The sequence below is a fragment of the Paraburkholderia sp. MM5477-R1 genome, assembly GCF_050436385.1.
Taxonomy (GTDB): domain Bacteria; phylum Pseudomonadota; class Gammaproteobacteria; order Burkholderiales; family Burkholderiaceae; genus Paraburkholderia; species Paraburkholderia tuberum.
Genome location: NZ_JBNDMC010000007.1, coordinates 1,525,826 through 1,548,146 on the forward strand (window position 1 = coordinate 1,525,826; position 22,321 = coordinate 1,548,146).

21 protein-coding genes and 1 pseudogene are annotated in these 22,321 nt (G+C 66.6%); 16 read left to right on the forward strand and 6 right to left on the reverse strand.

Annotation, left to right across the window (positions count from 1 at the left end; genetic code table 11):
* Nucleotides 1–195: 195 nt before the first annotated feature.
* A complete protein-coding gene (locus OKW35_RS35865) occupies nt 196–774 on the reverse strand; it encodes a hypothetical protein (protein WP_429554532.1) in 579 nt (192 codons plus the stop codon).
* Between the two features lie 214 nt (nt 775–988).
* Nucleotides 989–2,233: a tyrosine-type recombinase/integrase gene (locus OKW35_RS35870; protein ID WP_184067648.1), complete on the reverse strand. Its 1,245-nt coding sequence runs from the start codon at nt 2,231–2,233 to the stop codon at nt 989–991.
* A gap of 545 nt (nt 2,234–2,778) precedes the next feature.
* Between OKW35_RS35870 and katG the strand changes: the two genes are divergently transcribed.
* A complete protein-coding gene (katG, locus tag OKW35_RS35875; protein ID WP_429554533.1) occupies nt 2,779–5,037 on the forward strand; it encodes a catalase/peroxidase HPI in 2,259 nt (752 codons plus the stop codon).
* A gap of 233 nt (nt 5,038–5,270) precedes the next feature.
* On the opposite strand, the gene OKW35_RS35880 is transcribed toward katG, so the two are convergent.
* Entirely contained in the window at nt 5,271–6,287 is a 1,017-nt protein-coding gene (locus OKW35_RS35880; protein WP_184022783.1) for an alcohol dehydrogenase, read from the reverse strand.
* Between the two features lie 205 nt (nt 6,288–6,492).
* On the opposite strand from OKW35_RS35880, the gene OKW35_RS35885 reads away from it, so the two are divergent.
* The 11 genes from OKW35_RS35885 to OKW35_RS35935 all read left to right on the forward strand — a co-directional run bounded on the left by OKW35_RS35885 (nt 6,493) and on the right by OKW35_RS35935 (nt 15,307).
* Entirely contained in the window at nt 6,493–7,050 is a 558-nt protein-coding gene (locus OKW35_RS35885) for a carboxymuconolactone decarboxylase family protein (protein ID WP_429554534.1), read from the forward strand.
* Between the two features lie 37 nt (nt 7,051–7,087).
* Nucleotides 7,088–7,963, forward strand: coding sequence for a helix-turn-helix domain-containing protein (locus OKW35_RS35890; protein ID WP_429554535.1), 876 nt, complete (start codon nt 7,088–7,090; stop codon nt 7,961–7,963).
* Nucleotides 7,964–8,381: 418 nt separating this feature from the next.
* A complete protein-coding gene (locus OKW35_RS35895) occupies nt 8,382–9,422 on the forward strand; it encodes a zinc-dependent alcohol dehydrogenase family protein (protein WP_429554536.1) in 1,041 nt (346 codons plus the stop codon).
* Nucleotides 9,423–9,563: 141 nt separating this feature from the next.
* Nucleotides 9,564–10,970 (forward strand): F0F1 ATP synthase subunit beta, encoded by a 1,407-nt coding sequence (gene atpD / locus OKW35_RS35900; RefSeq protein ID WP_429554537.1) that lies wholly within the window; start codon nt 9,564–9,566, stop codon nt 10,968–10,970.
* A gap of 13 nt (nt 10,971–10,983) precedes the next feature.
* On the forward strand, nt 10,984–11,415 hold the full coding sequence (locus tag OKW35_RS35905; protein WP_090805169.1) for a F0F1 ATP synthase subunit epsilon: 432 nt from the start codon (nt 10,984–10,986) through the stop codon (nt 11,413–11,415).
* Nucleotides 11,412–11,765 (forward strand): AtpZ/AtpI family protein, encoded by a 354-nt coding sequence (locus OKW35_RS35910; protein WP_429509848.1) that lies wholly within the window; start codon nt 11,412–11,414, stop codon nt 11,763–11,765. The genes OKW35_RS35905 and OKW35_RS35910 overlap by 4 nt, the downstream gene beginning before the upstream one ends.
* A complete protein-coding gene (locus tag OKW35_RS35915) occupies nt 11,758–12,051 on the forward strand; it encodes an ATP synthase subunit I (protein ID WP_311540827.1) in 294 nt (97 codons plus the stop codon). Before OKW35_RS35910 ends, OKW35_RS35915 begins: the two co-directional genes overlap by 8 nt.
* A complete protein-coding gene (locus tag OKW35_RS35920; protein ID WP_187612782.1) occupies nt 12,048–12,746 on the forward strand; it encodes a F0F1 ATP synthase subunit A in 699 nt (232 codons plus the stop codon). Before OKW35_RS35915 ends, OKW35_RS35920 begins: the two co-directional genes overlap by 4 nt.
* A complete protein-coding gene (locus OKW35_RS35925) occupies nt 12,743–12,988 on the forward strand; it encodes a F0F1 ATP synthase subunit C (protein WP_090805166.1) in 246 nt (81 codons plus the stop codon). The genes OKW35_RS35920 and OKW35_RS35925 overlap by 4 nt, the downstream gene beginning before the upstream one ends.
* 8 nt (nt 12,989–12,996) lie before the next feature.
* Nucleotides 12,997–13,755, forward strand: coding sequence for a F0F1 ATP synthase subunit B (locus OKW35_RS35930; RefSeq protein ID WP_429554538.1), 759 nt, complete (start codon nt 12,997–12,999; stop codon nt 13,753–13,755).
* Nucleotides 13,739–15,307: a F0F1 ATP synthase subunit alpha gene (locus tag OKW35_RS35935; RefSeq protein WP_429555115.1), complete on the forward strand. Its 1,569-nt coding sequence runs from the start codon at nt 13,739–13,741 to the stop codon at nt 15,305–15,307. The genes OKW35_RS35930 and OKW35_RS35935 overlap by 17 nt, the downstream gene beginning before the upstream one ends.
* Before the next feature lie 244 nt (nt 15,308–15,551).
* On the opposite strand, the gene OKW35_RS35940 is transcribed toward OKW35_RS35935, so the two are convergent.
* Entirely contained in the window at nt 15,552–16,163 is a 612-nt protein-coding gene (locus tag OKW35_RS35940) for an acetate uptake transporter (RefSeq protein ID WP_429554539.1), read from the reverse strand.
* A gap of 31 nt (nt 16,164–16,194) precedes the next feature.
* Nucleotides 16,195–18,093: an acetate--CoA ligase gene (acs, locus tag OKW35_RS35945; protein WP_429555116.1), complete on the reverse strand. Its 1,899-nt coding sequence runs from the start codon at nt 18,091–18,093 to the stop codon at nt 16,195–16,197.
* A gap of 359 nt (nt 18,094–18,452) precedes the next feature.
* Here acs and chrA point away from each other — a divergent pair, with 359 nt between their 5' ends.
* The 4 genes and pseudogenes from chrA to OKW35_RS35965 all read left to right on the forward strand — a co-directional run.
* On the forward strand, nt 18,453–19,694 hold the full coding sequence (chrA, locus tag OKW35_RS35950; protein ID WP_429554540.1) for a chromate efflux transporter: 1,242 nt from the start codon (nt 18,453–18,455) through the stop codon (nt 19,692–19,694).
* A gap of 156 nt (nt 19,695–19,850) precedes the next feature.
* Nucleotides 19,851–20,705: a potassium channel family protein gene (locus OKW35_RS35955; RefSeq protein WP_429554541.1), complete on the forward strand. Its 855-nt coding sequence runs from the start codon at nt 19,851–19,853 to the stop codon at nt 20,703–20,705.
* A 173-nt stretch (nt 20,706–20,878) separates the two neighbouring features.
* The gene (locus tag OKW35_RS35960; protein ID WP_429488918.1) at nt 20,879–21,154 is read left to right on the forward strand and encodes a DUF1488 domain-containing protein; all 276 of its coding nucleotides are present in this window, start codon (nt 20,879–20,881) and stop codon (nt 21,152–21,154) included.
* 45 nt (nt 21,155–21,199) lie between these two features.
* Nucleotides 21,200–21,367: pseudogene (locus OKW35_RS35965) on the forward strand (Hsp20/alpha crystallin family protein); the annotation flags it as partial.
* A gap of 179 nt (nt 21,368–21,546) precedes the next feature.
* On the opposite strand, the gene OKW35_RS35970 reads toward OKW35_RS35965, so the two are convergent.
* On the reverse strand, nt 21,547–22,143 hold the full coding sequence (locus tag OKW35_RS35970) for a cytochrome b (RefSeq protein WP_429554542.1): 597 nt from the start codon (nt 22,141–22,143) through the stop codon (nt 21,547–21,549).
* Between the last annotated feature and the right edge of the window lie 178 nt (nt 22,144–22,321).

Here is a 22,321-nt window from a genome sequence, read left to right on the forward strand (position 1 = left end):
CCGAAAACGGTTTGGGGACGCTTCGCGACCGGATCGGCCGCGCGTGCGGCGCGCGCAAAACCCGTATTTTGCCTTGCGGCGCGCCCGGCGCGGGCAAAGCCGGCAATTCTAGCGGGCAATGGGGTGGGATTGGCGGGGAGTTGGGGGAAGCGGGCGATGCAGGAAGGCGCTTTGGCAGCGCGCCTATCAGCGACGTTACGACTTCTTCGGATCCTTCGACACCCGCTTTGCCGATGGTGCGGGCGCGGGCCTGACCGGCCCGGCGACGTGCATGACGGCGCGGTGCGGTTGTCCGTGCGCGCCGGTCGCGGGCGCAGACCTGACCGGTCCGGCGGCGTGCCTGTCGGCTCGCGGCGGCTGTCCGTGCGCGGCCATCGCCGGCGCGGGGCCGCCCGGGTGCCCGAGCGGCGGATGCGCGCCGCCCGGATGCTCCGGCAGATGACCGTCATGGCTCGCCATCACACGATGCAGTTCCTCACGGCGATGGAAAACCTCGGCGCGATGATCGCCATGAGAATAGAACTGGCGATGCCGGACGCCGTCCCGGCCGACGACCCAGATATACGTATCGCCGCCGACGATCACCACATCGCGATCGACCACATTGGCGACGTACCCATCGGTCGGCAACGGCTGATACGCGGTCACGCTCACTTCGTTGACCCGGTTCGGGGCGCTGACGAGCCGGCCTTGCCCACTGGTCACGCAGCCCGCGAGAAAGGTAGCGCAAGCAGCCGACGCCAATAGCGCGTTGGTGATGGTTTTCAAGTTCATTCCCCGGTTTGTATTGGTTATTTGTCGAGCGACGCCCGTTTAACGGTCGGCGTTTTGCATTCTTGAGATATGAATCGACGAGCGGGGAAACGAGCGGGTAAACGCGCAGGCGCAAACGCATGCCCGGCGCGCATCGCCTGATGAATTGATCCAACTGGGAAATAGAAAGAAATAACGCAAAAATTCCGGCGCGTTTCACCCGCCCGATCCGCGCCTAATTGCCGCCCGCATTGCCGTCTTCAGACTTCGCGTCGTCCCAGTTCATCCGGTGTCGATTAACGGTCTCGGTATGCCGCGCGTCGTCCTCGGTGTGGAGGTAAAGACTGGTCGTATTCAGCGAAACGTGGCCGAGATTGTCGCGGATCGTGCGCAGATCGACGCCGCCGTCCGCCTGATGCGAACCGGCCGTATGCCGCAGCCAGTGCGCCGACGCGCGCTCGAGCTCGTCGGCGCGATCGGCGAATTCGGGACCGCGCGCACGCAGCCACTTGGCCGCGCCCGCGAAGATGCCCTTGATCGCGTCGTGAATCGCCGAGCGCGACAGGCAGCGGTTGCGGCCCTTGAACGGCAGCACGAGCGGCGTTTCCTCGGCGCGGGTCGGCAGGGCGGCGAGGCCATTGAGCGTGCGGTAGCTGCGCAGCTCCTGAACCAGTTCGGCCGACACCGGCACGATCCGCTCCTTGTCGCCCTTGCCGAGCGTCTCGAGCCACCACTGGTCCTGACCATCGGCGCCGAGCCTTCTGAAGAACTGGCCCATCTGCCCGCCGGCCACCTCGGAAATGCGCATGCCCTGCAAATAGAACAGCGTGGTCAGCCAGCGGCAACGCGCGTAGTACGCGCGTTGCGCATCGGTATCTTGCGGCAGCTGCTCGACGAACAGCTTCACTTCGTCCCACAGCGACGTCGACAGATAGCGCGTCACGCGCGGCGCCGAGCGCTTCGCGCGTTGTCGCAGGAGCGCCATCGGATTGCCGCGCAGATAGCCGGCATTGACGAGCCACGTGAACATCGCGTTCAGGATGATCAGCGCCTGGCGCTGGCTGGCCGGCGACAGCGGCCCGTTGAACGGCCGCCAGCGTGCGTCGCCGCGCGCGTACTTGCCGCCGTTCGCCGACACCCAGCGCGTGGCCGGCTGCGGATCGGCGATGAACGCCTTGAACAGCAGCAGATCCTCGTGCGTCAGCGACGACAGCGGCTTGCCGAGCTGCACGACGGCCCACAGCAGCAGCCGCTCAGCTTCCTTGCGGTAGTTGTCGAAGGTGGTCTTGGTGTCCGCGTAATTGGACAGCCAGGCGCGCACGGCGTCGAGGTCGTTGCGCGCCGATAGCTGCGAGTTTTCCGCCGCGCCGCGATTGGTGCCGTCGCGGCCATCGAGCAGTTCCGGCACGACGAGCGATTCGACGGGCTGGACGGTGGCGAGCTCAGCGTTCGGGGCAGCTTTCGGCACGGCTTTGGACACGGTTCGGGACACTCCTCGGGCGCACGCCGGTTGGCGTCATTCTGCTCGCTCAGGTGCTCTCAGAAGCGCTTGCCTGAAAAGAAAGCAGTGCCCACTCTGTTGCGGACGAAACGCGAAACCCTATCACACAGTCGGCTGCGCCTGGCGCAAAACAGCCGGGTGCGCTCAAGCTTCGACGCGGTGACGATCGATCGGCATATAGTGATGCAGGGCGGCGCTCGTTTTCCGCCCGCTATAGTCGCCGTCTATTAGCGGCATTGCCGTATTCGAATTCTATTGAACTTTGTCCTCGCCTATATTCGAATAGGAGTGGAGCGCCGACCGCAGTCAGCCGTTACGGACATCGGCTTCGTTGCCCTCGGCCCTGGATTTCATGAGTGCACTGCCGGGCCATTCGGCTGACTGTCGGGTTTTCGGGTCGTCAAATTGCCACGCAAGCCTGACACGATGACAAACGCATAACAAGTACCTTGCATGGGATTGGAGAAAGTACCCAGGCACCGACTCCGATCGACAACGGAGACATCCTCCAAAGGAGAGAACGCATGTCAAACGAAGCAAAGTGCCCGTTCATCCATACCGCCGGCGGCGGGACGACCAATCGGGACTGGTGGCCGAAGCAATTGCGCCTCGACCTGCTCAACCAGCATTCGAACCGCTCCAATCCGCTAGACGAAGACTTCAACTACGCCGAGGCATTCAAGAGCCTCGACTACGCCGCGGTCAAGAAAGACCTCGCCGCGCTGATGACCGATTCGCAGCCCTGGTGGCCCGCGGATTTCGGCCACTACGGCCCGCTGTTTATCCGTATGGCATGGCATGCCGCCGGCACGTACCGCATCGGCGACGGCCGCGGCGGCGCAGGGCGCGGCCAGCAGCGTTTCGCGCCGCTCAATAGCTGGCCTGACAACGTGAGCCTCGACAAGGCGCGCCGGCTGCTATGGCCGATCAAGCAGAAATACGGCCAGAAAATTTCGTGGGCCGACCTGCTGATCCTGACCGGCAACGTCGCGCTCGAAACGATGGGCTTCAAGACTTTTGGTTTCGGCGGCGGCCGCGCGGACACATGGGAACCGGATCAGGACGTCTACTGGGGCAATGAAAAGACCTGGCTTGGCGGCGACGTGCGCTACGGCAAGGGAGCGGCCGGCAGGGAAGACGACGAAGGCGTACTGGTCGCCGACGAGGAGCTGCACGGCACCGAAAAGAGCCGTACCGATCCGCCCGGCCGCAACCTCGAAAACCCGCTCGGCGCGGTGCAGATGGGCCTGATCTACGTGAATCCGGAAGGCCCGGACGGCAATCCCGATCCGCTCGCCGCGGCAGTCGACATCCGCGAAACGTTCGGCCGCATGGCGATGAACGACGAGGAAACGGTCGCGCTGATCGCCGGCGGCCACACGTTCGGCAAGACGCACGGCGCGGCGCCGGCCGATAACGTCGGTCCGGAACCGGAAAGTGCCGGTCTCGAGGCCCAGGGGCTCGGCTGGCGCAACAGCTTCGGCACCGGCCGGGGCGGCGACACGATCACGAGCGGTATCGAAGTCACGTGGACCGGGACGCCGACGCAGTGGGACATGAGCTACTTCCAGAGCCTGTTCGGCCACGAGTGGGAGCTGACGAAGAGCCCGGCGGGTGCGAACCAGTGGGTCGCGAAGGACGCGCAGGCCACGTATCCGCACGCGCACGACCCATCGAAGAAAGTGCTGCCGACGATGCTGACGACCGACCTGTCGCTCCGCCTCGACCCGATCTACGAAAAGATCTCGCGGCGCTTCATGGCCAACCCCGACGAGTTCGCCGACGCGTTCGCGCGCGCGTGGTTCAAGCTGACGCACCGCGACATGGGTCCGCGCGCCCGCTATCTTGGCCCGGAAGTGCCGTCGGAGCAACTGCTGTGGCAGGACCCGATTCCGGCCGTCGATCACCCGCTCGTCGACGACAAGGACGTCGCGGCGCTGAAGCAGAAGATCCTCGCGTCGGGGCTGTCGGTGTCGCAGCTGGTCACGACCGCGTGGGCCTCGGCCTCGACGTTCCGCGGCTCGGACAAGCGCGGCGGCGCCAACGGCGCGCGCATCCGGCTCGCACCGCAGAAGGACTGGGCCGTCAACCAGCCCGCTGAGCTCGCGAAGGTGCTGACGGTGCTCGAAGGCATCCAGAGCGAGTTCAACGGTGCGCAGTCCGGCGGCAAGAAGATTTCGCTTGCCGACCTGATCGTGCTGGCGGGTGGCGCCGGCATCGAGCAGGCCGCGAAGAACGCCGGCCAGCAGGTGACGGTGCCGTTCTCGCCGGGTCGGATGGATGCGTCGCAGGAGCAAACCGACGTCGTATCGGTCGGGATGCTCGAGCCGGTCCACGACGGCTTCCGCAACTATCTGGGCGGCAAGTTCCCGGTGGCGGCCGAGAAGCTGCTGATCGACAAGGCGCAACTGCTGACGTTGACGGCGCCCGAGATGACGGTGCTGATCGGCGGCCTGCGCGTGCTGAAGGTGGGCGCTGGCAGCGAAGGTGTGCTGACGAGCAAGCCGGAAACGCTGTCCAACGACTTCTTCCGTAACCTGCTCGACATGGGCACGGAATGGACGCCGGTGTCGGAGGCCGCGGAAACGTTCGAAGGTGCCGACACGAAGAGCGGCGAGGTCAAGTGGACCGGTACGCGCGTCGATCTGGTGTTCGGCTCGAACTCGGTGCTGCGCGCCTTGGGCGAGGTCTACGCGAGCGAGGACGGCAAGGAGAAATTCGTGCGCGACTTCGTTGCCGCGTGGGTCAAGGTGATGAATCTGGATCGTTTCGATCTGGCTTGATCCAGCCAGTGCTGGCGAGTGGTTCTTTGCCACGTCGACGCAGTTTTTGAAGGTGATTTGCGAAGTCATCGAGCGCGCTTGCCGGGATGCCGGCAAGCGCGCTTTTTCTTCGCCTCGTCACTGCTTCTGCGCCGCCGCCTTTCAGATGTGCGAGCACCGGGTGCCGATGACACCCGTGCTGCCCGTAACCAGAATGGTCATGCAATTTCCATTGCCCCACCGGAGGCTGCCACTCAGACCATCTTCAACACCACCCTGAAACGCGCGTGACCGCTCATCATCCGGTCGAAGGCCTGCGCTGCCTCGGCGAGCGGATACTCTTCGATCATCGGCTTGACACCGGTGAGCGCGCTGAACGCGAGCGTGTCCTGCGAATCGGCCGAGGTGCCGGAGGGCCAGCCTTGCACCGAGTTGCGTCCCATGATGAACTGCACGATCGGCACTTCGACCGGCTCTTCGGACACGCCGACCATCACGAGCTTGCCGTTCAGGCCGAGACCGCCGAGCGTCGCGGTCATCGCCTTGCCGCTCGTCACCGTGGCGAGTATCAGCTTCGCGCCGCCCAGTGCCTGCAGCTTCTCGGCGACGTTTTCCGTTTTGCTGTCGATGTAGTGATGCGCGCCCAGTTGCTGCGCGAGCGGGGCCTTGTCCTGACCCCGCGCGATCGCCACCGTGCGAAAGCCCATCTTGCGCGCGAACTGCACGCCGAGATGACCGAGGCCGCCGATCCCGAGAATCGCGACCACGTCACCAGCGCGCGCGCCGCTATTGCGTATCGCGTTGAACGTCGTGATGCCCGCGCAGAGCAGCGGCGCGGCATCGACGTCGGACAGATCGTCGGGAATGCGCGCCAGGGCTTCGACCGGGGCCACCATGTATTCGGCGTAGCCGCCGTCGTAGCTGATGCCGGGGATGAGGGCGAACTTGCACAGCACGAAATCGCCCTGGCGGCAGTGTTCGCATTTGCCGCAATGCCCGCCGTGCCAGCCGACCCCGACACGCTGCCCGACCTGCCAGCCCTCGACACCCGCACCGACCGAATCGATCACGCCCGCGATCTCGTGACCGGGCACACGCGGATAGGCCAGGCCCGGCCACAGGCCTTCCTTGGTCATCGCATCGCTATGGCAGATGCCGCAAGCCTGAATCCTGATACGCACGTGACCCGCGCCCGCCTCGGGCACTTCGCGTTCGACCAGTTCGAGCGGGCCGCCGGCCTGCTTCACTTCGACTGCTTTCATTGTGGGCATGATGTTCTTCCTTTCCAGTGACGAACGGGACAAGAGGGGAACAAACTCCAACATGATATTCCGCGTCCAGGCGGCTCGCCAGAAAGAAGCCGCCGCCGCATGGCTGATGGCGATGACATCCGATGTAATTGGCGAGCCGCGCGGCTGCCTCTACTCTTCGACTACCGCGCCGTCGCTCCGATGGCGCACACGTCAAGGAGATACCATGTCCAGCTATCCCGTTCACACGATCGAGTCCGCTCCCGAGCAATCGAAACCCGTGCTCCGCAAATTGCAACAGGCGTTCGGCCTGATTCCGAACATCGCGGCCAAGATGGCGGCTTCACCGGTGCTGATCAACGGCTTCATCGGCCTGTTCGAGCGCGTGCATGCGAGCAGTCTGACCGAACCGGAGATCCAGACGCTGCTGCTCACCAACGCCGTGACGAACGCGAGCGAATGGGCGGTTGCGTTTCATACCGCGCTCGGCTTGAACGCGGGCCTGCGTCGCGCCGATGTCGAGGCGATCCGCCACGGCGGCGTGCCCGACGACGCGAGGCTCGCGGCGCTGTCGACGCTCGCGCGCACGCTGATCGAAAAACGCGGCCGCCTCGACGATGAGGACCGGCAACGCTTCCTCGCGGCAGGTTTCATCGCGGAGCAGATTCTCGAGGTGGTTGCGGCGGTCGCCGCGTCGACGATCACGAACTACACCGGCAGCGTGACCGAGCCGCCGCTCGAAGCGCAGTTCGCCGAATTCGCGTGGCACGCGCCCGCGCGCTGAAGCGATCCCGTTCAGGCATCAACAGGAGGGCAACACCATGAACGTCACGAGTCACGATCCGAAAGTGCAGCCGGGCGATCTCGGCAGTCTGTTGCGCTATTGGCGTGACGTGCGTGGCGTGAGTCAGCTCGATCTGTCGCTCGAGGCCGGCATCTCGCAGCGGCAGATCAGCTTCATCGAAAGCGGGCGCAGCGTGCCGGGCCGCGACACGCTGCTGACGCTTGCGCAGACCCTCGACGTGCCGCTGCGCGAGTGCAATGCGCTGCTGCTTGCCGCGGGTTATGCACCGATCTATTCGGAAGCACCGTGGAATGCGCAGGAAATGCACGGCGTGGTTCGCGCGCTCGAACGGGTCGTGCGTCAGCATGAGCCGTTTCCGGCGCTCGTGATGGACCGCGACTGGAACGTGCTGATGTCCAACGACGCGGCCCCGCGCTTCTTCAACTGCTTCATCGACATGACCGCGCGCGAAGGCCCGCGCAACATGCTGCATCTGATCTTCGATCCACATGGCATGCGTCCGTTCGTCGCCGATTGGCAGGAGGTCGCGCGAAGTCTGCTGCAACGCGTGTATCGCGAGTCGGTCGGTCATGTAATCGGCGCCAACACGAAGCGTCTACTCGATGAACTGCTTGCGTATCCCGACGTGCCGCGCGACTGGAAGACGCATCATGGCTCGTCCGCGACACCCGCGACGCTGCCGATGGTTCCGCTCGGCTTCATCAGCGAGGGCGTGGTGCTGCGCTATTTCTCGATGGTCACGACCGTGGGCACACCGCAAAACGTGGCCGCGCAGGAGTTGCGCATCGAATGCATGTTCCCCGCCGACGACGCCACCGAAGCACGTCATCAGCAGCTGCTCGCGGCGCACGCGTCCCCGCAACCTCCAATATCGGCAAACCGTATGCCGTGATATAGCGATGTCTTCGGTTTTTGGGCGATCATCCGAGCCGATCAGGTCGAGCAATCCGACGCCACTCTGGTTCCGCCGCGCGCCCAGTTCGCACGCGGCCATCATCTCCGACTTCGGCGACGTGACCGAGGTGCTCGCGCGTGCAGCTTCTTCGCGACCGATGTGCAGGCAGGCGCGGGCTCCTTTCCCGGCCTCTATCTGCAAGAACTCGAGAAAATGGCCGACATCGACGCGTCGGCGTTGTTTTCGTAGTGCTTGACCCAGATCAAGCCGCCCGCCACGCCGGGGCCCATGATGCAAGCGCGTGACGCATTACGTTCCCGCCGGCGCTAGCCGACGCATGACACGACGAGGTTCAGGCGCGAACACGTTTGCCGCCACGCATCGTGTTTCATTCCGGCCATAGGAGAAGTCCGTCATGAAAGCACTCGTTTATCACGGTCCCGGCAAAAAGTCGCTCGACGAACGGCCGATACCCGAACTCACGGCGCCCACCGATGCAATCGTCAAAGTCACCCGCACGACGATCTGCGGCACCGATCTGCACATTCTCAAAGGCGACGTGCCGACCTGCGAACCGGGCCGCATTCTCGGCCACGAAGGCGTCGGTGTCGTGCATCAGGTCGGCGAGGCGGTGAGCGGGCTCGCGGCCGGCGATCACGTGCTGATCTCGTGCATCACCTCGTGCGGCCGCTGCGACTACTGCCGGCGCGGCATGTATTCGCATTGCACGACGGGCGGCTGGATTCTCGGTAACCGGATCGACGGCACGCAGGCCGAATATGTGCGCATTCCGCATGCGCAGAGCAGTCTGTACCGCATTCCGGCTGGCCTCGACGAAGAGGCGCTCGTGATGCTGTCCGACATTCTGCCGACCGGCTTCGAGTGCGGCGTGCTCAACGGCAAGGTTCAGCCGGGCTGCACCGTGGCGATCGTCGGCGCCGGGCCGATCGGTCTCGCTGCGCTGTTGACCGCGCAGTTCTACTCGCCGGCGCAGATCATCGTGATCGATCCCGACGCGAACCGGCTCGAGGTCGCGCAACGCTTCGGCGCGACCGCTTGCATCGACAACGCGCGTGCCGATGCGGTCGCGCAAGTGCTGAAGCTGACCGAATCGGTAGGCGCCGACTGCGTGATCGAGGCGGTCGGCATTCCGCCGACGTTCGAGCTTTGCCAGCAACTGGTCGCGCCGGGTGGAACGATCGCGAACATCGGCGTGCACGGCGTCAAGTGTGATGTGCATCTGGAAAAACTGTGGGATCGCAACATCGCGATCACGACGCGTCTCGTCGATACCGTCAGTACACCGATGCTGATGAAGACAGTCAAGGCGGGGCGGATCGATCCCACGCGTCTGATCACGCATCGCTTCCGGCTCGACGATATTCTTTCGGCTTACGAAACGTTCTCCCGCGCGTCGAGCACGCGCGCGCTGAAGGTGTTGATCGAAGCGTCATAGACGGTCCCGATTTGATGCTGGACGATTCGTCAGCGTGAAGGGGTTTGCAACTGATCGTTGGAGCGCCACGTGCCAATTGCAGAGAGCGCAGGCCGTCAAAACACCGCACCGCCCACGGCTACGGTCGCAGCAAGCGGGCGCGTGAGCACCGTGCGCGGCGCGGTCGTCGATGTCCAGTTCGACACGCACGAACTGCCGCCAGTCGATACCGCGCTGTGGATCACGCGGCCGGACGGGACCTCGATCCTCGCGGAAGCGCAGGCGCACACCAGCGAGCGCACGGTGCGCGCGCTGGCGTTGCAGGCCACCGCGGGCCTCGCGCGCGGCGCCGCCGTGCGGGTCGGCGCGGGCCCCATCGAGGTGCCGGTCGGCGACGCGGTGCTCGGCCGACTGCTCGACGTCGCCGGTGTGATGCGCGATGGCGGCGAGCCTGTGCCCGAGACCGTGGAACGCAGGCCGATCCATCGCGCCGCGCCGCCGCTCGCGGCGCAGCGCGGCGCCACGCGGCTGTTCGAGACCGGCATCAAGATCGTCGACCTGCTGACACCGCTCGCGCATGGCGGCAAGGCCGCGATGTTCGGCGGTGCGGGCGTCGGCAAGACGGTGCTCGTGATGGAGCTGATTCACGCGATGGCCGCGCGCTATGGTGGCATGTCGGTGTTCGCCGGCGTCGGCGAGCGTTCCCGCGAGGGGCACGAAATGCTGTCGGACATGCGCGGCTCGGGCGTGTTGCCGCGCGCCGTGCTCGTCTACGGACAGATGAACGAACCGCCTGGCGCGCGCTGGCGGGTGCCGCTCACCGCGCTGACGATCGCCGAGTACTTCCGCGACGAGCGCGGCCAGAACGTGCTGCTGCTGATGGACAACGTGTTTCGCTTCGTGCAGGCGGGAGCGGAAGTGTCGGGGCTGCTCGGGCGCATGCCGTCGCGGGTCGGCTATCAGCCGACGCTCGCGAGCGAGGTAGCAGCGTTGCAGGAGCGGATCGTGTCGGTGGGCAACGCTGCGGTCACGGCGATCGAGGCCGTCTACGTCCCCGCCGACGACTTCACCGACCCCGCCGTGACGACGATCGCCTCGCACGTCGACAGCATGATCGTGCTGTCGCGCGCGCTCGCCGCCGAGGGCATGTATCCGGCGATCGATCCGCTCGCGTCGTCGTCAATCCTGCTCGATCCGCTCGTCGTCGGCGCGGAGCACGCGGCGCTCGCCAACGAGGTGCGACGCCTGCTCGAACATCAGCGTGAGCTGCAGGACGTGATCGCGTTGCTCGGTATCGAGGAACTCGGCATCGACGACCGCCGCGCCGTGCAGCGCGCGCGCCGTCTGCAGCGCTTTCTGACGCAGCCGTTCGCGGTCACCGAAGCGTTCTCCGGACAGCCCGGCAGAACGGTCGCGCTCGCCGAGACGATCGTCGGCTGCAAGGCGATTCTCGCCGGGGAGTGCGACGACTGGCAGGAGCGATCGCTGTACATGGTCGGCGCGCTGGACGAGGCGCGCGACAACGAAGCCCGCGGCAGGTCGGCGGCCGCGAGCGCCGTCGCGGCGTGACGAGGAGTGTGCGATGCCCCGGCATGGCCTGTCTCTGACGATCGCGACACCGGCGCGCGTCATGGTCGACGGCTTGCCGGTCGTGTCGTTGCGCGCCGAGGATGAAAGCGGAGCTTTTGGCGTGCGCGTGGGGCATGCGGACATGGTCACGCTGTTGAGCGCATCGGTGGTGCGCTGGCGCACGGCGGATGGCGGCGAGCATTACTGTGCCGTCGATGGTGGCGTGCTGATCGTGTCGCACGGCACGGCCGTCTCGCTTGCGTGCCGCGAAGCGGTGCAGGGCGACTCGCTCGAAGCGCTCGAAGCGGACGTGCGCCGCGCGCGTGCCGCGCAGCTCGACGCGATGCGGCGCGCGCGCGTGGAGCAGACGCGTCTGCACGCGCAGGCCGTGCGCCAGATGCTGCGCTATCTGCGCCCGCAAGCCACACGTGGAGAACCGGGATGACGATGCGGCCTGCTGGCGGCAAGGCAAACGGGAAAACGGATGGCAAACGCGCCGAACCTGGCGAACCCGCCGATCGCGTCGCGCAAGCCGCGCAGCGCGCGGCGAGCCGCGAGCGGACCGGGCGCGCGAATCCGGAGCCGTCGCTGGGCGCGCGACTCGGCCAGATCGGCATTCTCGGCTGGACGATCGTGCTGCCGATCCTGCTTTGCCTCGCGCTCGGGCGCTGGCTCGACCGCATCGCCGGTACGCGGGTGTTTTTTGCGGCGCCGCTTCTGATGATCGGCGCGGGCATCGGACTATGGTCCGCATGGCGCTGGATGCATCGACAGCAAAGGAGAGATCGTGATTGACGCCACCACGTTTCATTTCACCGACACGCTCGCGCTTGCCGCCACGGGAATGGCGGTCGGCTTGCTGAGCGGTGCGCTGCACTTCGCGACGCTGCGCTGGAACGTCGCGTACTTCGCGCGAGGACGCGTGCTGCGCGCCTTCGCGCTGCAACTGGCGCGGCTCGCGCTGACGGCCGCCTTATTCGTCCTGCTGGCGAAAGCGGGCGCGTTCGCGTTGCTCGGCGGCATCGGCGGTTTCCTGTGGGCGCGCGGTGTGGCGCTCGGCATGCGGCGAGCGACGTCGTGATTCATTCGCCGCTCGTCACCGAGCCGCTCGTACGCCTCGGTCCGCTCGTGATCACCACGCCCGTGGTCGTCACGTGGGTGATCATGGCGGTCATGACGGTCGTCTCGCTGTGGCTCACGCGCAAGCTGTCCATCATGCCGTCGCGCACGCAGACCGCGCTCGAACTGCTGGTCGGCACGCTCGACGCGCAAATCCGCGACACGATGCAGACCGAGCCCGCGCCGTATCGCGCGCTGATCGGCACGTTGTTCCTGTTCGTGCTGATCGCGAACTGGTCGTCGCTGATTCCGGGCGTCGAGCCGCCCACCGCGCACCTGGAAACGGATGCCTCGCTCGCGCTCGTCGTGCTCGCCGCGACGCTCGTGTGCGGCGTGCGCTCGCGCGGCTGGCGCGGCTATCTCGCGACGTTCGCCGAACCGGCCTGGGTGATGATTCCGCTGAACGTCGTCGAGCAGATCACGCGCACGTTTTCGCTGGTGGTGCGCCTGTTCGGCAACGTGATGAGCGGCGTCTTCGTGGTCGGCATCGTGCTGTCGCTGGCCGGGCTGCTCGTGCCGATTCCGTTGATGGCGCTCGATCTGCTGACCGGCGCGGTGCAGGCCTACATTTTCGCGGTGCTCGCGATGGTATTCATCGGCGCCGCCGTCGGCGAGTCGCGCGCCGCCGTTCACGACAATCAGAAAGGACCGGCATGAACCTCATCGAAATCGTCAGCATCGCCGCCGCCGCGCTCGCCGTGGCGTTCGGCGCGATCGGGCCCGCGCTCGCCGAGGGCCGCGCGGTCGCCGCCGCGATGGACGCGATCGCGCGGCAGCCCGATGCGGCGGGCACGCTGTCGCGCACGCTGTTCGTCGGGCTCGCGATGATCGAGACGATGGCGATCTATTGCCTCGTGGTCGCGCTGCTGTTGCTGTTCGCCAACCCGTTCGTCAAGTAGGGCATGCGATGAAAATCGACTGGTCGACGCTCGCGCTGCAGACGCTCAACGCGCTGATTCTGGTCTGGCTGCTCGCGCGCTTCCTGTTCCGTCCGGTCGCGAAGATCATCGCGGAGCGACAGGCGAGCGCGAATGCGCTGACCGGCGACGCGAACGCCGCGAAGCTCGCGGCGCAGGCCGAACGCGAGGCGCTGCGGGCCGAACGAGAGCAACTCGCCGCGCAGCGCGCGCAGGCGTTCGCGACGATCGAGGCCGACGCGCGCACACAGCACGCGGCGCTGCTCGACGCCGCGCACGACGAGGCCGAGCGGCTGCGCGCCCAGGCGGCCGCGGCCCGGCAGCGCGAGCGCGCGGGCGAGGCCGAAGCCGCGTCGGCGGCGGCCGCGCAACTCGCCGTCGACATCGCGGGCAAGCTGCTCGACCAGTTGCTCGACCGCTCGCCCGAGGACCTGCGCGTTGCCGGGTTCATCGACGGACTCGCGGACGGCGTGCGCCGGCTGTCGCCCGGCGCGCGCGCCGCGCTTGCCGGGGACGTGCCGCTGCGTGTTAGCGCGCCGCGCGCGTTGACGCCGGACGAGCGCGCCGCGTGCGAAACGGCGCTCGCGGCCGCCTTCGCACAGCGCCTCGAGTTCGATACCGACATCGACCGCACGCTGCTCGCGGGGCTCGAACTGTCGGGCGCGCACGCCGTGGTGCGCAATAGCTGGCGCGATCAGCTCGACCAGATTCACGGTGAACTGCTTCGCGACGATGGCCACGCGCGCTGACACCGCCGACGCGTGGCTCGTGCGCAAACGCGCCGCGCTCGCGCGCGTCGCGCTCGAACCGCGGGCGGCGAGCATCGGCCGCGTCGAACAGATCGCCGATGGCATCGCGTTCGTGTCGGGTCTGCCCGACGCCGCGCTCGACGAGGTCGTCGAACTCGAATGCGGCGTGCGCGGCTTCATTCATTCGCTCGACGTGGCGAGCGCGAGCGTCGTGCTGCTCGATAGCGGCGACGCGGTGCGGGCCGGCATGCGCGTCGTGGGGACCGGCAGCGTGCTCGACGTGCCGGTCGGCGACGCGCTGCTCGGCCGCGTCGTCGATCCGCTCGGCCGGCCGCTCGATGACGGCGAGGCGGTGGGGACCACCGCGCGTTTGCCTGTCGAGCGCGCGGCGCCCGCGATCATCGATCGCGACTTCGTCAGCGAACCGCTGCAGACGGGCGTGCTCGTCGTCGACGCGCTGTTCGCGATCGGGCGAGGGCAGCGCGAACTGATCATCGGCGATCGCGCGACGGGCAAGACCTCGCTCGCCGTCGAGGCGATCGTCAATCAGAAGCACAGCGACGTGATCTGCGTGTATGTCGCCGTCGGGCAGCGCGCGACGGCGGTTCAGCGCGTGATCGATGCCGTGCGCGAGCATGGCGCGTTCGAGCGCTGCATCTTCGTCGTCGCCTCGGCGGCCGCGCCGCCCGGACTGCAATGGATCGCGCCGTTCGCGGGTGTGTCGATCGCCGAGTTCTTTCGCGATCGCGGCCAGCACGCGTTGATCGTGATCGACGACCTGACCAAGCACGCGGCGACGCATCGCGAACTCGCGCTGCTCACGCGCGAGCCGCCCGGACGCGAGGCGTATCCCGGCGATATTTTCTATCTGCACGCGAGACTGTTGGAACGCGCGGCGAAACTGTCGCCCGCGCTCGGCGGCGGTTCGCTGACCGCGCTGCCGATCGCCGAGACCGACGCCGGCAATCTGTCGGCCTACATTCCGACCAACCTGATCTCGATCACGGACGGACAGATCGTGCTCGACGCCGCGCTGTTCGCCGCGAACCAGCGGCCCGCAGTGGATGTCGGACTGAGCGTGAGCCGGGTCGGCGGCAAGGCGCAGCATGCGGCGCTGCGCGACGTCGCGGGCCGCTTGCGGCTCGACTATGCGCAGTTTCTCGAACTGGAGATGTTCAGCCGCTTCGGCGGTCTCGCGGACGCACGCGTCAACGCGCAGATCGAGCGGGGCAGGCGGATTCGCGCGCTGCTAACGCAGCCGCGTTTCAACGCGTTGCGCGTTGTCGATCAGATCGCGCTGCTCGCGGCGCTCGCCGCCGGCGTGTTCGACGGCGTCGCGCCGGAGGTGACGACGTGGGTGCGCGACAAGCTGAGCTCGGCGGACGACGCGCACACTGACGCGGCCCCCGCGGCGTGGCTGCGCAACGCGCTCGACGACACGCTGCGGGACAGTCTGAGCGGGCGCATTCGCGCGCTCGTCGAACGGGCGACGCACGAACGCGCGGGCGCGACGCAAGCGGCAGGGAACCCCGATGACCAGCAAGCTCGGTGAGAACGAAAGCCGTACCGCTTAGGCGAGGCAGATCGAAACGGTGATCGGCATCGTGCTTGGACGTGCGCGCGCCACAAGTGGTATCCGTCCCGGGGACGTGGCAAAGCCAGGGGGCATGGGATGGCGCCCCGTTGCACGATCGAGGGCGAATTGCGCGCCTGAATGAGCACGGCCAGACGACAAAACCCGCCGCGCATGTCGGATTCGCGACGGGCTTGGTGAAGCGCCGAATGCGCGCAATCAGTCACTCCGCAAAACGCGTCACCACCGCGGCGCCGACCGTTTGCATTTTGACGAGCCCGGGTTTCGCGCCGACTGGCAGCACGGTGCGGCCCAACGACTCGTTGATGATCTCCGCCGCCGACAGATAGAACGCCAGCAGCGCGGTCAGCAGTCCGCCATAGCCTCCCGCGTGCCGCAGTGTCGCCGAACCGAGCCATTCGCCGGCCGCGAGCAGAAAGAAGGTTGCCCACAGCGCGACGAACACGCACTGCAGCGCGCGCGATGAGCGGAACGTCGCGATCCACATATAGAACGTGAAGACGCCCCACAACAGCAGATACCAGCCGACGAACGCGGCCGGCACCTGCTCGTGCAGGAACAACGCAAACAGCCCGAACGACCACCAGAACGCGCCATAGCTCAGAAACGCGGTGGCGCCGAACGTGTTGCCGCGCGGAATCTCCATCAGTCCGGCAACGATCTGCATGCTGCCGCCGAACGCGAACGCGACGGCGAGCACGAGACCGAGCGAGCCGCCGCTGAACCAGCCTGCGTTGATCATGCTGAGCAGCCAGGTGGTCAGCGCGAAAGCCGCAAGGCCGAGCGATGCGGGGTTGGGTGTGGTGAGTTTCATCGTGAAGTCTCCTGAATCGATCCGGGGGGGCTTACTCGTGGTGGCCGAACTGCCGCAGCACGGCGGGGTTTTCGACGGTGGACATGTCCTGCGCGAGCGTTTCTCCCTTCGCGACCGAACGCAGCAGACGCCGCACGACCTTGCCGGAGCGCGTCTTCGGCATGCTGTCGCCGAAGCGGATTTCCTTCGGCTTGGCGATCGGCCCGATTTCCTTGCCGACCCACGCGCGCAGCTGGTCGGCGAGCTGCCTTGCTTCGGTGCCTTGCGGGCGCGGTCCCTTGAGCACGACGAACGCGACGATGGCTTCGCCGATGGTCTCGTCGGGCCTGCCGACGACCGCGGCCTCCGCGACCAGCGGATGCGCGGCGAGCGCCGATTCGATTTCCATCGTGCCCATGCGGTGGCCGGACACGTTCAGCACGTCGTCGATGCGGCCGGTGATCGTGAAGTAGCCGGTCTGCGCATCGCGGATCGCGCCGTCGCCGGCCAGATAGAGCTTGCCGCCCAGGTCCGCGGGGTAGTAGCCGCTGCGGAACCGCTGGGGATTGCCCCAGATCGCGCGCAGCATCGACGGCCACGGCTCCTTGACGACCAGCAGCCCGCCCTGGCCGTTCGGCAGTTCGCAGCCGGTTTCGTCGACGATCGCCACCTCGATGCCAGGCAGCGGCAACGTGCACGATCCCGCGACGAGCGGTGTTGCGCCCGGCAGCGGCGTGATCATGTGGCCGCCCGTTTCGGTTTGCCAGAAGGTGTCGAGCACCGGACAGCGCCCGCCGCCGACTTCGCGCGCAAACCACTCCCACGCGCTCGGATTGATCGGCTCGCCGACGGTGCCGAGCAAACGCAACGAGTCGAGGTCGAAGCGGCGCGGATGCACGCCGCTGTCCGTCTCGGCGGCCTTGATCAGCGAGCGGATCGCGGTGGGCGCCGTATAGAAGATGCTGACCTTGTGCCGCGCGATCATCTCCCAGAACCGTCCCGCGTCCGGCCACGTCGGCACGCCCTCGAAAATCACCTGGGTCGCGCCGACCGCGGTCGGGCCATAGCAGATGTAGCTGTGTCCCGTGATCCAGCCGATGTCGGCCGTGCACCAGTACACGTCGTCCGCGCGGAGGTCGAAGGTCCACTTCATCGTGACGGCGGCCCACAGCAGATAGCCCGCCGTACTGTGCTGCACGCCCTTCGGCGTGCCGGTCGAACCGGACGTGTACAGCACGAACAGCGGATGCTCGGCACCGACCCATTCGGGCTCGCAGGTGTCGGGTTGGGCCGCTTCGAGTTCGTGCAGCCAGCAGTCGCGCGGTTCGTCCCACAGGATCGAGCCGCCCGTACGCCGATAGACGATCACGGTATGGATGCCGTCGGTGCCTGCCATTTTCAGCGCTTCGTCGACGACGGATTTCAACGGCAGGTTCTTGCCGCCGCGCATCTGCTCGTCGGCGGTAATGACGGCGACGGCGCCGACATCGACCATCCGTTCATGCAGCGACTTCGCTGAGAAGCCGCCGAACACGACTGAATGCAACGCGCCGATGCGCGCGCAGGCCTGCATCGCGACGACGCCTTCGATCGACATCGGCAGATAGATCATCACGCGGTCCCCACACGCGATGCCGCGCGCGCGCAGCGCGTTCGCGAGGCGGCACACGCGCGCATGCAGTTGCCGGTAGGTGATTGTCGTCACGCTGCCGTCGTCGGCCTCGAAAATGATCGCGGTCTTGTTGGCATTGCCGTCGTGCAGATGACGATCGAGGCAGTTGTACGACGCGTTCAACAGACCGTCGTCGAACCATTTGAAGAACGGTGCGCTCGATTCGTCGAGTACCTTGGTGAAGGGCCGGTGCCAGCTCAGATGCTCGCGCGCGAGCCGCGCCCAGAAGCCGGTCCGGTCGCTGCGCGCTTCGTTGACGAGCGCTTCGTAGGCGGCCATGCCGTCGATGGCCGTGTCCGTCAGAAGCGGCGGGGCCGCCGTTTCCGGCGCTTGATGGTTGATGGCGACAGTGGACATAGTCTCCTCGCTGGCTTGAATGAGTGATATGCGACGGGCACACCGCGACTGCCGATATCCAACGATCGGCGGCGCGGCTGCGCGCATGACTCGAACAGTGCTCTGGATGTCGCGACCAGTGTGTTGCGGGAAGCAAGGGGCGCGATTGACCCAGATCAAGCGCGGGTGCGGCGCGTGGTCGCGCCGTAGGCCTCTATACTGTGCGTCGTCAAACACGAAGCCCGTCGACGGCGCCTTGCCCGCCGGCTCTCGAAATCGGCAGCGCTCGAACCCGCACATCCATGGATACTGATTTGTCGTCGCCGCGCCGCTCACGGCTCACGCGCGTGATCGAGGTTTTCATCGTCTTCCTGAAACTCGGGCTGACCAGTTTCGGCGGTCCGATCGCTCACATCGGCTACTTCCGGCGCGAGTTCGTCGAGCGGCGCCGCTGGCTCGACGATGAAGCCTTCACCGACCTGATCGGCCTGTGCCAATTTCTGCCGGGACCCGCGAGCAGCCAGGCGGGGTTTTCTATCGGGCTGCTGCGGGCCGGGTGGGGTGGGGGGCTAGCGGCCTGGTGCGGCTTCACGCTGCCGTCGGTACTCGTGATGCTGGCCTTTGCCGCGATCGCGCCGGACCTGGGCGGCGCGCTCGGCACGGGCGTGATTCACGGCCTGAAGCTCGTCGCGGTGGCCGTCGTCGCGCAGGCTGTCTGGGACATGGCGCGGCGTCTGTGTCCGGATCGCCGCCGCGCGGCGATCGCGCTCGCATCGCTCGGATTGCTCAGCGTGCCTGGCACCGTCTACGCCCAACTGATCGTGATCGGCGCCGGCGCCGTGCTCGGTGTCGCGCTGTGCCGGACCACGGCGGTGCAGGCGCCACGCGCCATTCCTCTGCGGGCCGGCGATTTTCAGGTGTCGCGCACGGCAGGCATCGTCGCGCTAGTGGTCTTTTGCGCATTGCTGTTCGCGTTGCCGCTATGGGCGGCAAGCGGGACCTCGCAAGGCATCCGCGTATTCGATGCGTTCTATCGCTCCGGCGCGCTCGTGTTCGGAGGCGGCCACGTGGTGCTGCCGTTGTTGCAGCGGGCAACCGTCGCGACCGGATGGGTCGCGCCCAACGACTTCCTGGCCGGCTATGGCGCGGCCCAGGCCGTACCCGGACCGCTGTTCACGTTCGCGGCGTTTCTCGGCTGGATGATGGCGCTGCCACCCAGACACTGGAGCGGCGCACTGCTGGCGACAGTGGGCATCTTTCTGCCGGGTCTGCTGCTCGTTCTCGCCGCATTGCCGTGGTGGCAGGCGCTGCGCGCGCGTGCGGCGATGGCGGCGGCGCTTGCCGGCGTCAATGCCGCGGTGGTCGGCCTGCTGGCCGCCGCGCTCTATTCGCCGGTGTGGACGAGCGCGGTCCTGTCGGCGACGGATTTCGCCGTGGCGTGCATCGGCTTTTTGCTGTTGCTGCGCTGGAAGGTGCCCCCGCTTGCGGTCGTCGTGCTGTGTGTGGCGGCCGGCGTCGCGCAAGCGGTGCTGCACCCGTTCTGACAGGCTGATCGCGCACGCATTGCACCAGCACTGATCTGCATCAAGGCTGACAGCCGCGGGTCGGTTAGCCTGCAACGATGATCGCGCGGCCTCGGTGCGTTTGCGGCACCACGACGATATCGCGCGAAACCCGACAGGCCGGAAGCCATTCGCGCGATGACGGACCACATGATCGACCACGGCCTCGGCGGCTACGGATTGGGCGGTGCCAGCGCGCACGACGGTCCGCGCGCCGTGCGGGCATGGCGCCGCCTGCGCTGGGGGCTGTGCGCGCTGAGCTTTTGCGCGATCCCCGCGTTCTACGTCGAACTGACGGTGCCCACGCCGCTGGCGCTGAGCCTGTCGCGGACACTATACGTCGGCATGTTCGCCGGCTTCGCGTTGTCGCTCACCTGGCTGGCCCATCTGAGCAGACGGCCGAAGACGCTGCTCGCGAACAACTGGCTCGACCTGCTCATCGCGTTGGGCGCGGCGCTCAGCACCGGTTTCGGAACGCCGCCGTGGCAGCCCGTCGAATGGCTGCTGCGGCTGTCGTTCATGGGTGTCGTCGCGTTGCGCATCGTGCTGTCGCTGCGCGAATTCGTCACGCCGAACCGATTGATGTGGCTGCTGCTCGCCGGCGCGCTCGTGCTCGCGATGGCCGGCGCCGGATTTTACTGGCTCGAACCACACGTGCACTCGTACTCCGAAGGGCTGTGGCTTGCGTTCGAAAGCAGCGCGACGGTGGGCTATGGCGACATCGCGCCGACGACGCCCGCATCGCGTGTGTTCGCGGCATTTGTCGTGCTGCTCGGCTACGGCATGTTGTCGCTGGTCTTCGCGAGCATCGCCGCGGCATTCATCGGCAAGGAAGAGAGGGCGTTGCGACGCGAGATGCATCGGGATATCAAGCATCTGAACGATGAAATCGTGCGCCTGCACGCTGAACTGAAGGCGTTGCGGCAGACGATCGACGCCGCCGCTCGACGCAGCGACGCCGCTGTGGGTTCCGTGACGCGCACGGGCGAATGACCCGTTCGCGCTGACAGGGCCGCGGCAAACGGGGCCTGCGCGGACCGTGCGCGACTCCGCCTTGACGTACGTCAAATCCGCCGTGGATTGCGTGATTAAGCTGGAGACGTCGCGGCGGGTCCGCTACCTCGCATCCGCCGATGCGGCACTTCATGCCCGTGGGGGGCGTCACCATGCACATTTCCTTTCCGTCCTGCATGCCCGAATACTGCGCCCGCGATCTGGTGCTGGCGTTTGCGGCGCTCGTCGACGATCGGCCCGTGCAGTGCGCGATCACGGCCGAGGCGCTCGAAGACCATTTCGGCGCGCGCTCGCTGCGGGAAGACGATCTGCTCCAGGCGTTCCTCGCGCACCGTTCCCAGATCGAACAGGCCGCCCGGCGTCTGCTCGACGAGATCGGCGCCAGGCCCGTGCTGCTGCATAGCGGGTTTTTCAGGTTTTGCGCGTGACGGGTCGGGCGGGCACGCTTGACGTGGATCAACGACGCGTCGTCGCGGCGGGTGATCCGCCGCGAGCGCTACGCCGGCACCTTCAGCCGCTCGTTTGCGCTCGGCGGCGAGGTCGACGAGGCGAACGCGAAAGCCGAGTACAGGGATGGCGTGCTGTCGCTCAGCTTGCCGAAAAAGGCGTCGGGCGATCGCAAGCGGTTGACCATCGACTGACACGCGAGGATGGCGCGCTGTCACGGGCGCGCCCTTTTGTTGCGGCGAAGGTCCGGCTGAAGCGCGCGCCAGTCTGCAGGAAAGCGCTCGCGCGCCTTCACACCCGAATGGGTGTGCTTCAGCGCGAGCAAGCCGATTGTTTCGTTATCGGTCGAGCGCCGGGCGGGCAAGTGAGCGGCCTACGCGTCGCCCGCTTTGCCCGGCAGCATGCGCTTGAGCACGTCGTCGCGCAGCACATAGTGATGAAACAGCGCGGCGGCGGCATGTCCCGCCGCGATGACGATGATGGCCCAGCCGACGAAATCATGAGCCTCACCAATGGCGTGATGCGTCGCCTTACTGGTCGGCGCGAACGGAGAGGGCATCAGCAGCCCGAAAAAGCTCATCGATTCGTTGCCGGACCATCGCAGTACGAAACCCAGTACCGCTTCGCCGACCAGCAGCGCGTACAGAACATAGTGGACGCCTTTCGCGGCCCGCTCGACCCATCCCGCGGCAGACACGGGAGTTTGATGTCCGGGTATCAGACGCCACCCAATGCGCACGATCAACACGGCCGAAAGCAATATTCCAAACGACATGTGGGAAACGATCATCAGGTGACGCGTGGGTTTAGGCGCAAACCCCCAGGTTTGGGCGAGTCCAAATTGGGCCAACACCAGAATCACCGTGATCCAATGCAACAGGATCGAGAAAGAGTCGTATTGCGTGCGGTCATCGCCGGCTGCGATTCGCGTCGCCGTCGCGGTCGCGGATGAATGTTTGAGGTTGGTCATCGGGTCGAGCGAACGGGATGGAAACGTTGAGGCTGAGACGCCACAAAAAACGCTGGCTGAGCTTGCACGCGGAGTGCCATCACCACGGGCGCAGCAAGCTCGCGGTGCTCGCGACATTTGACGTACCCAGCCCGCTAGCGGCAGCGGAGCGTACCAGGATCTGCTGAACAACTTCTTC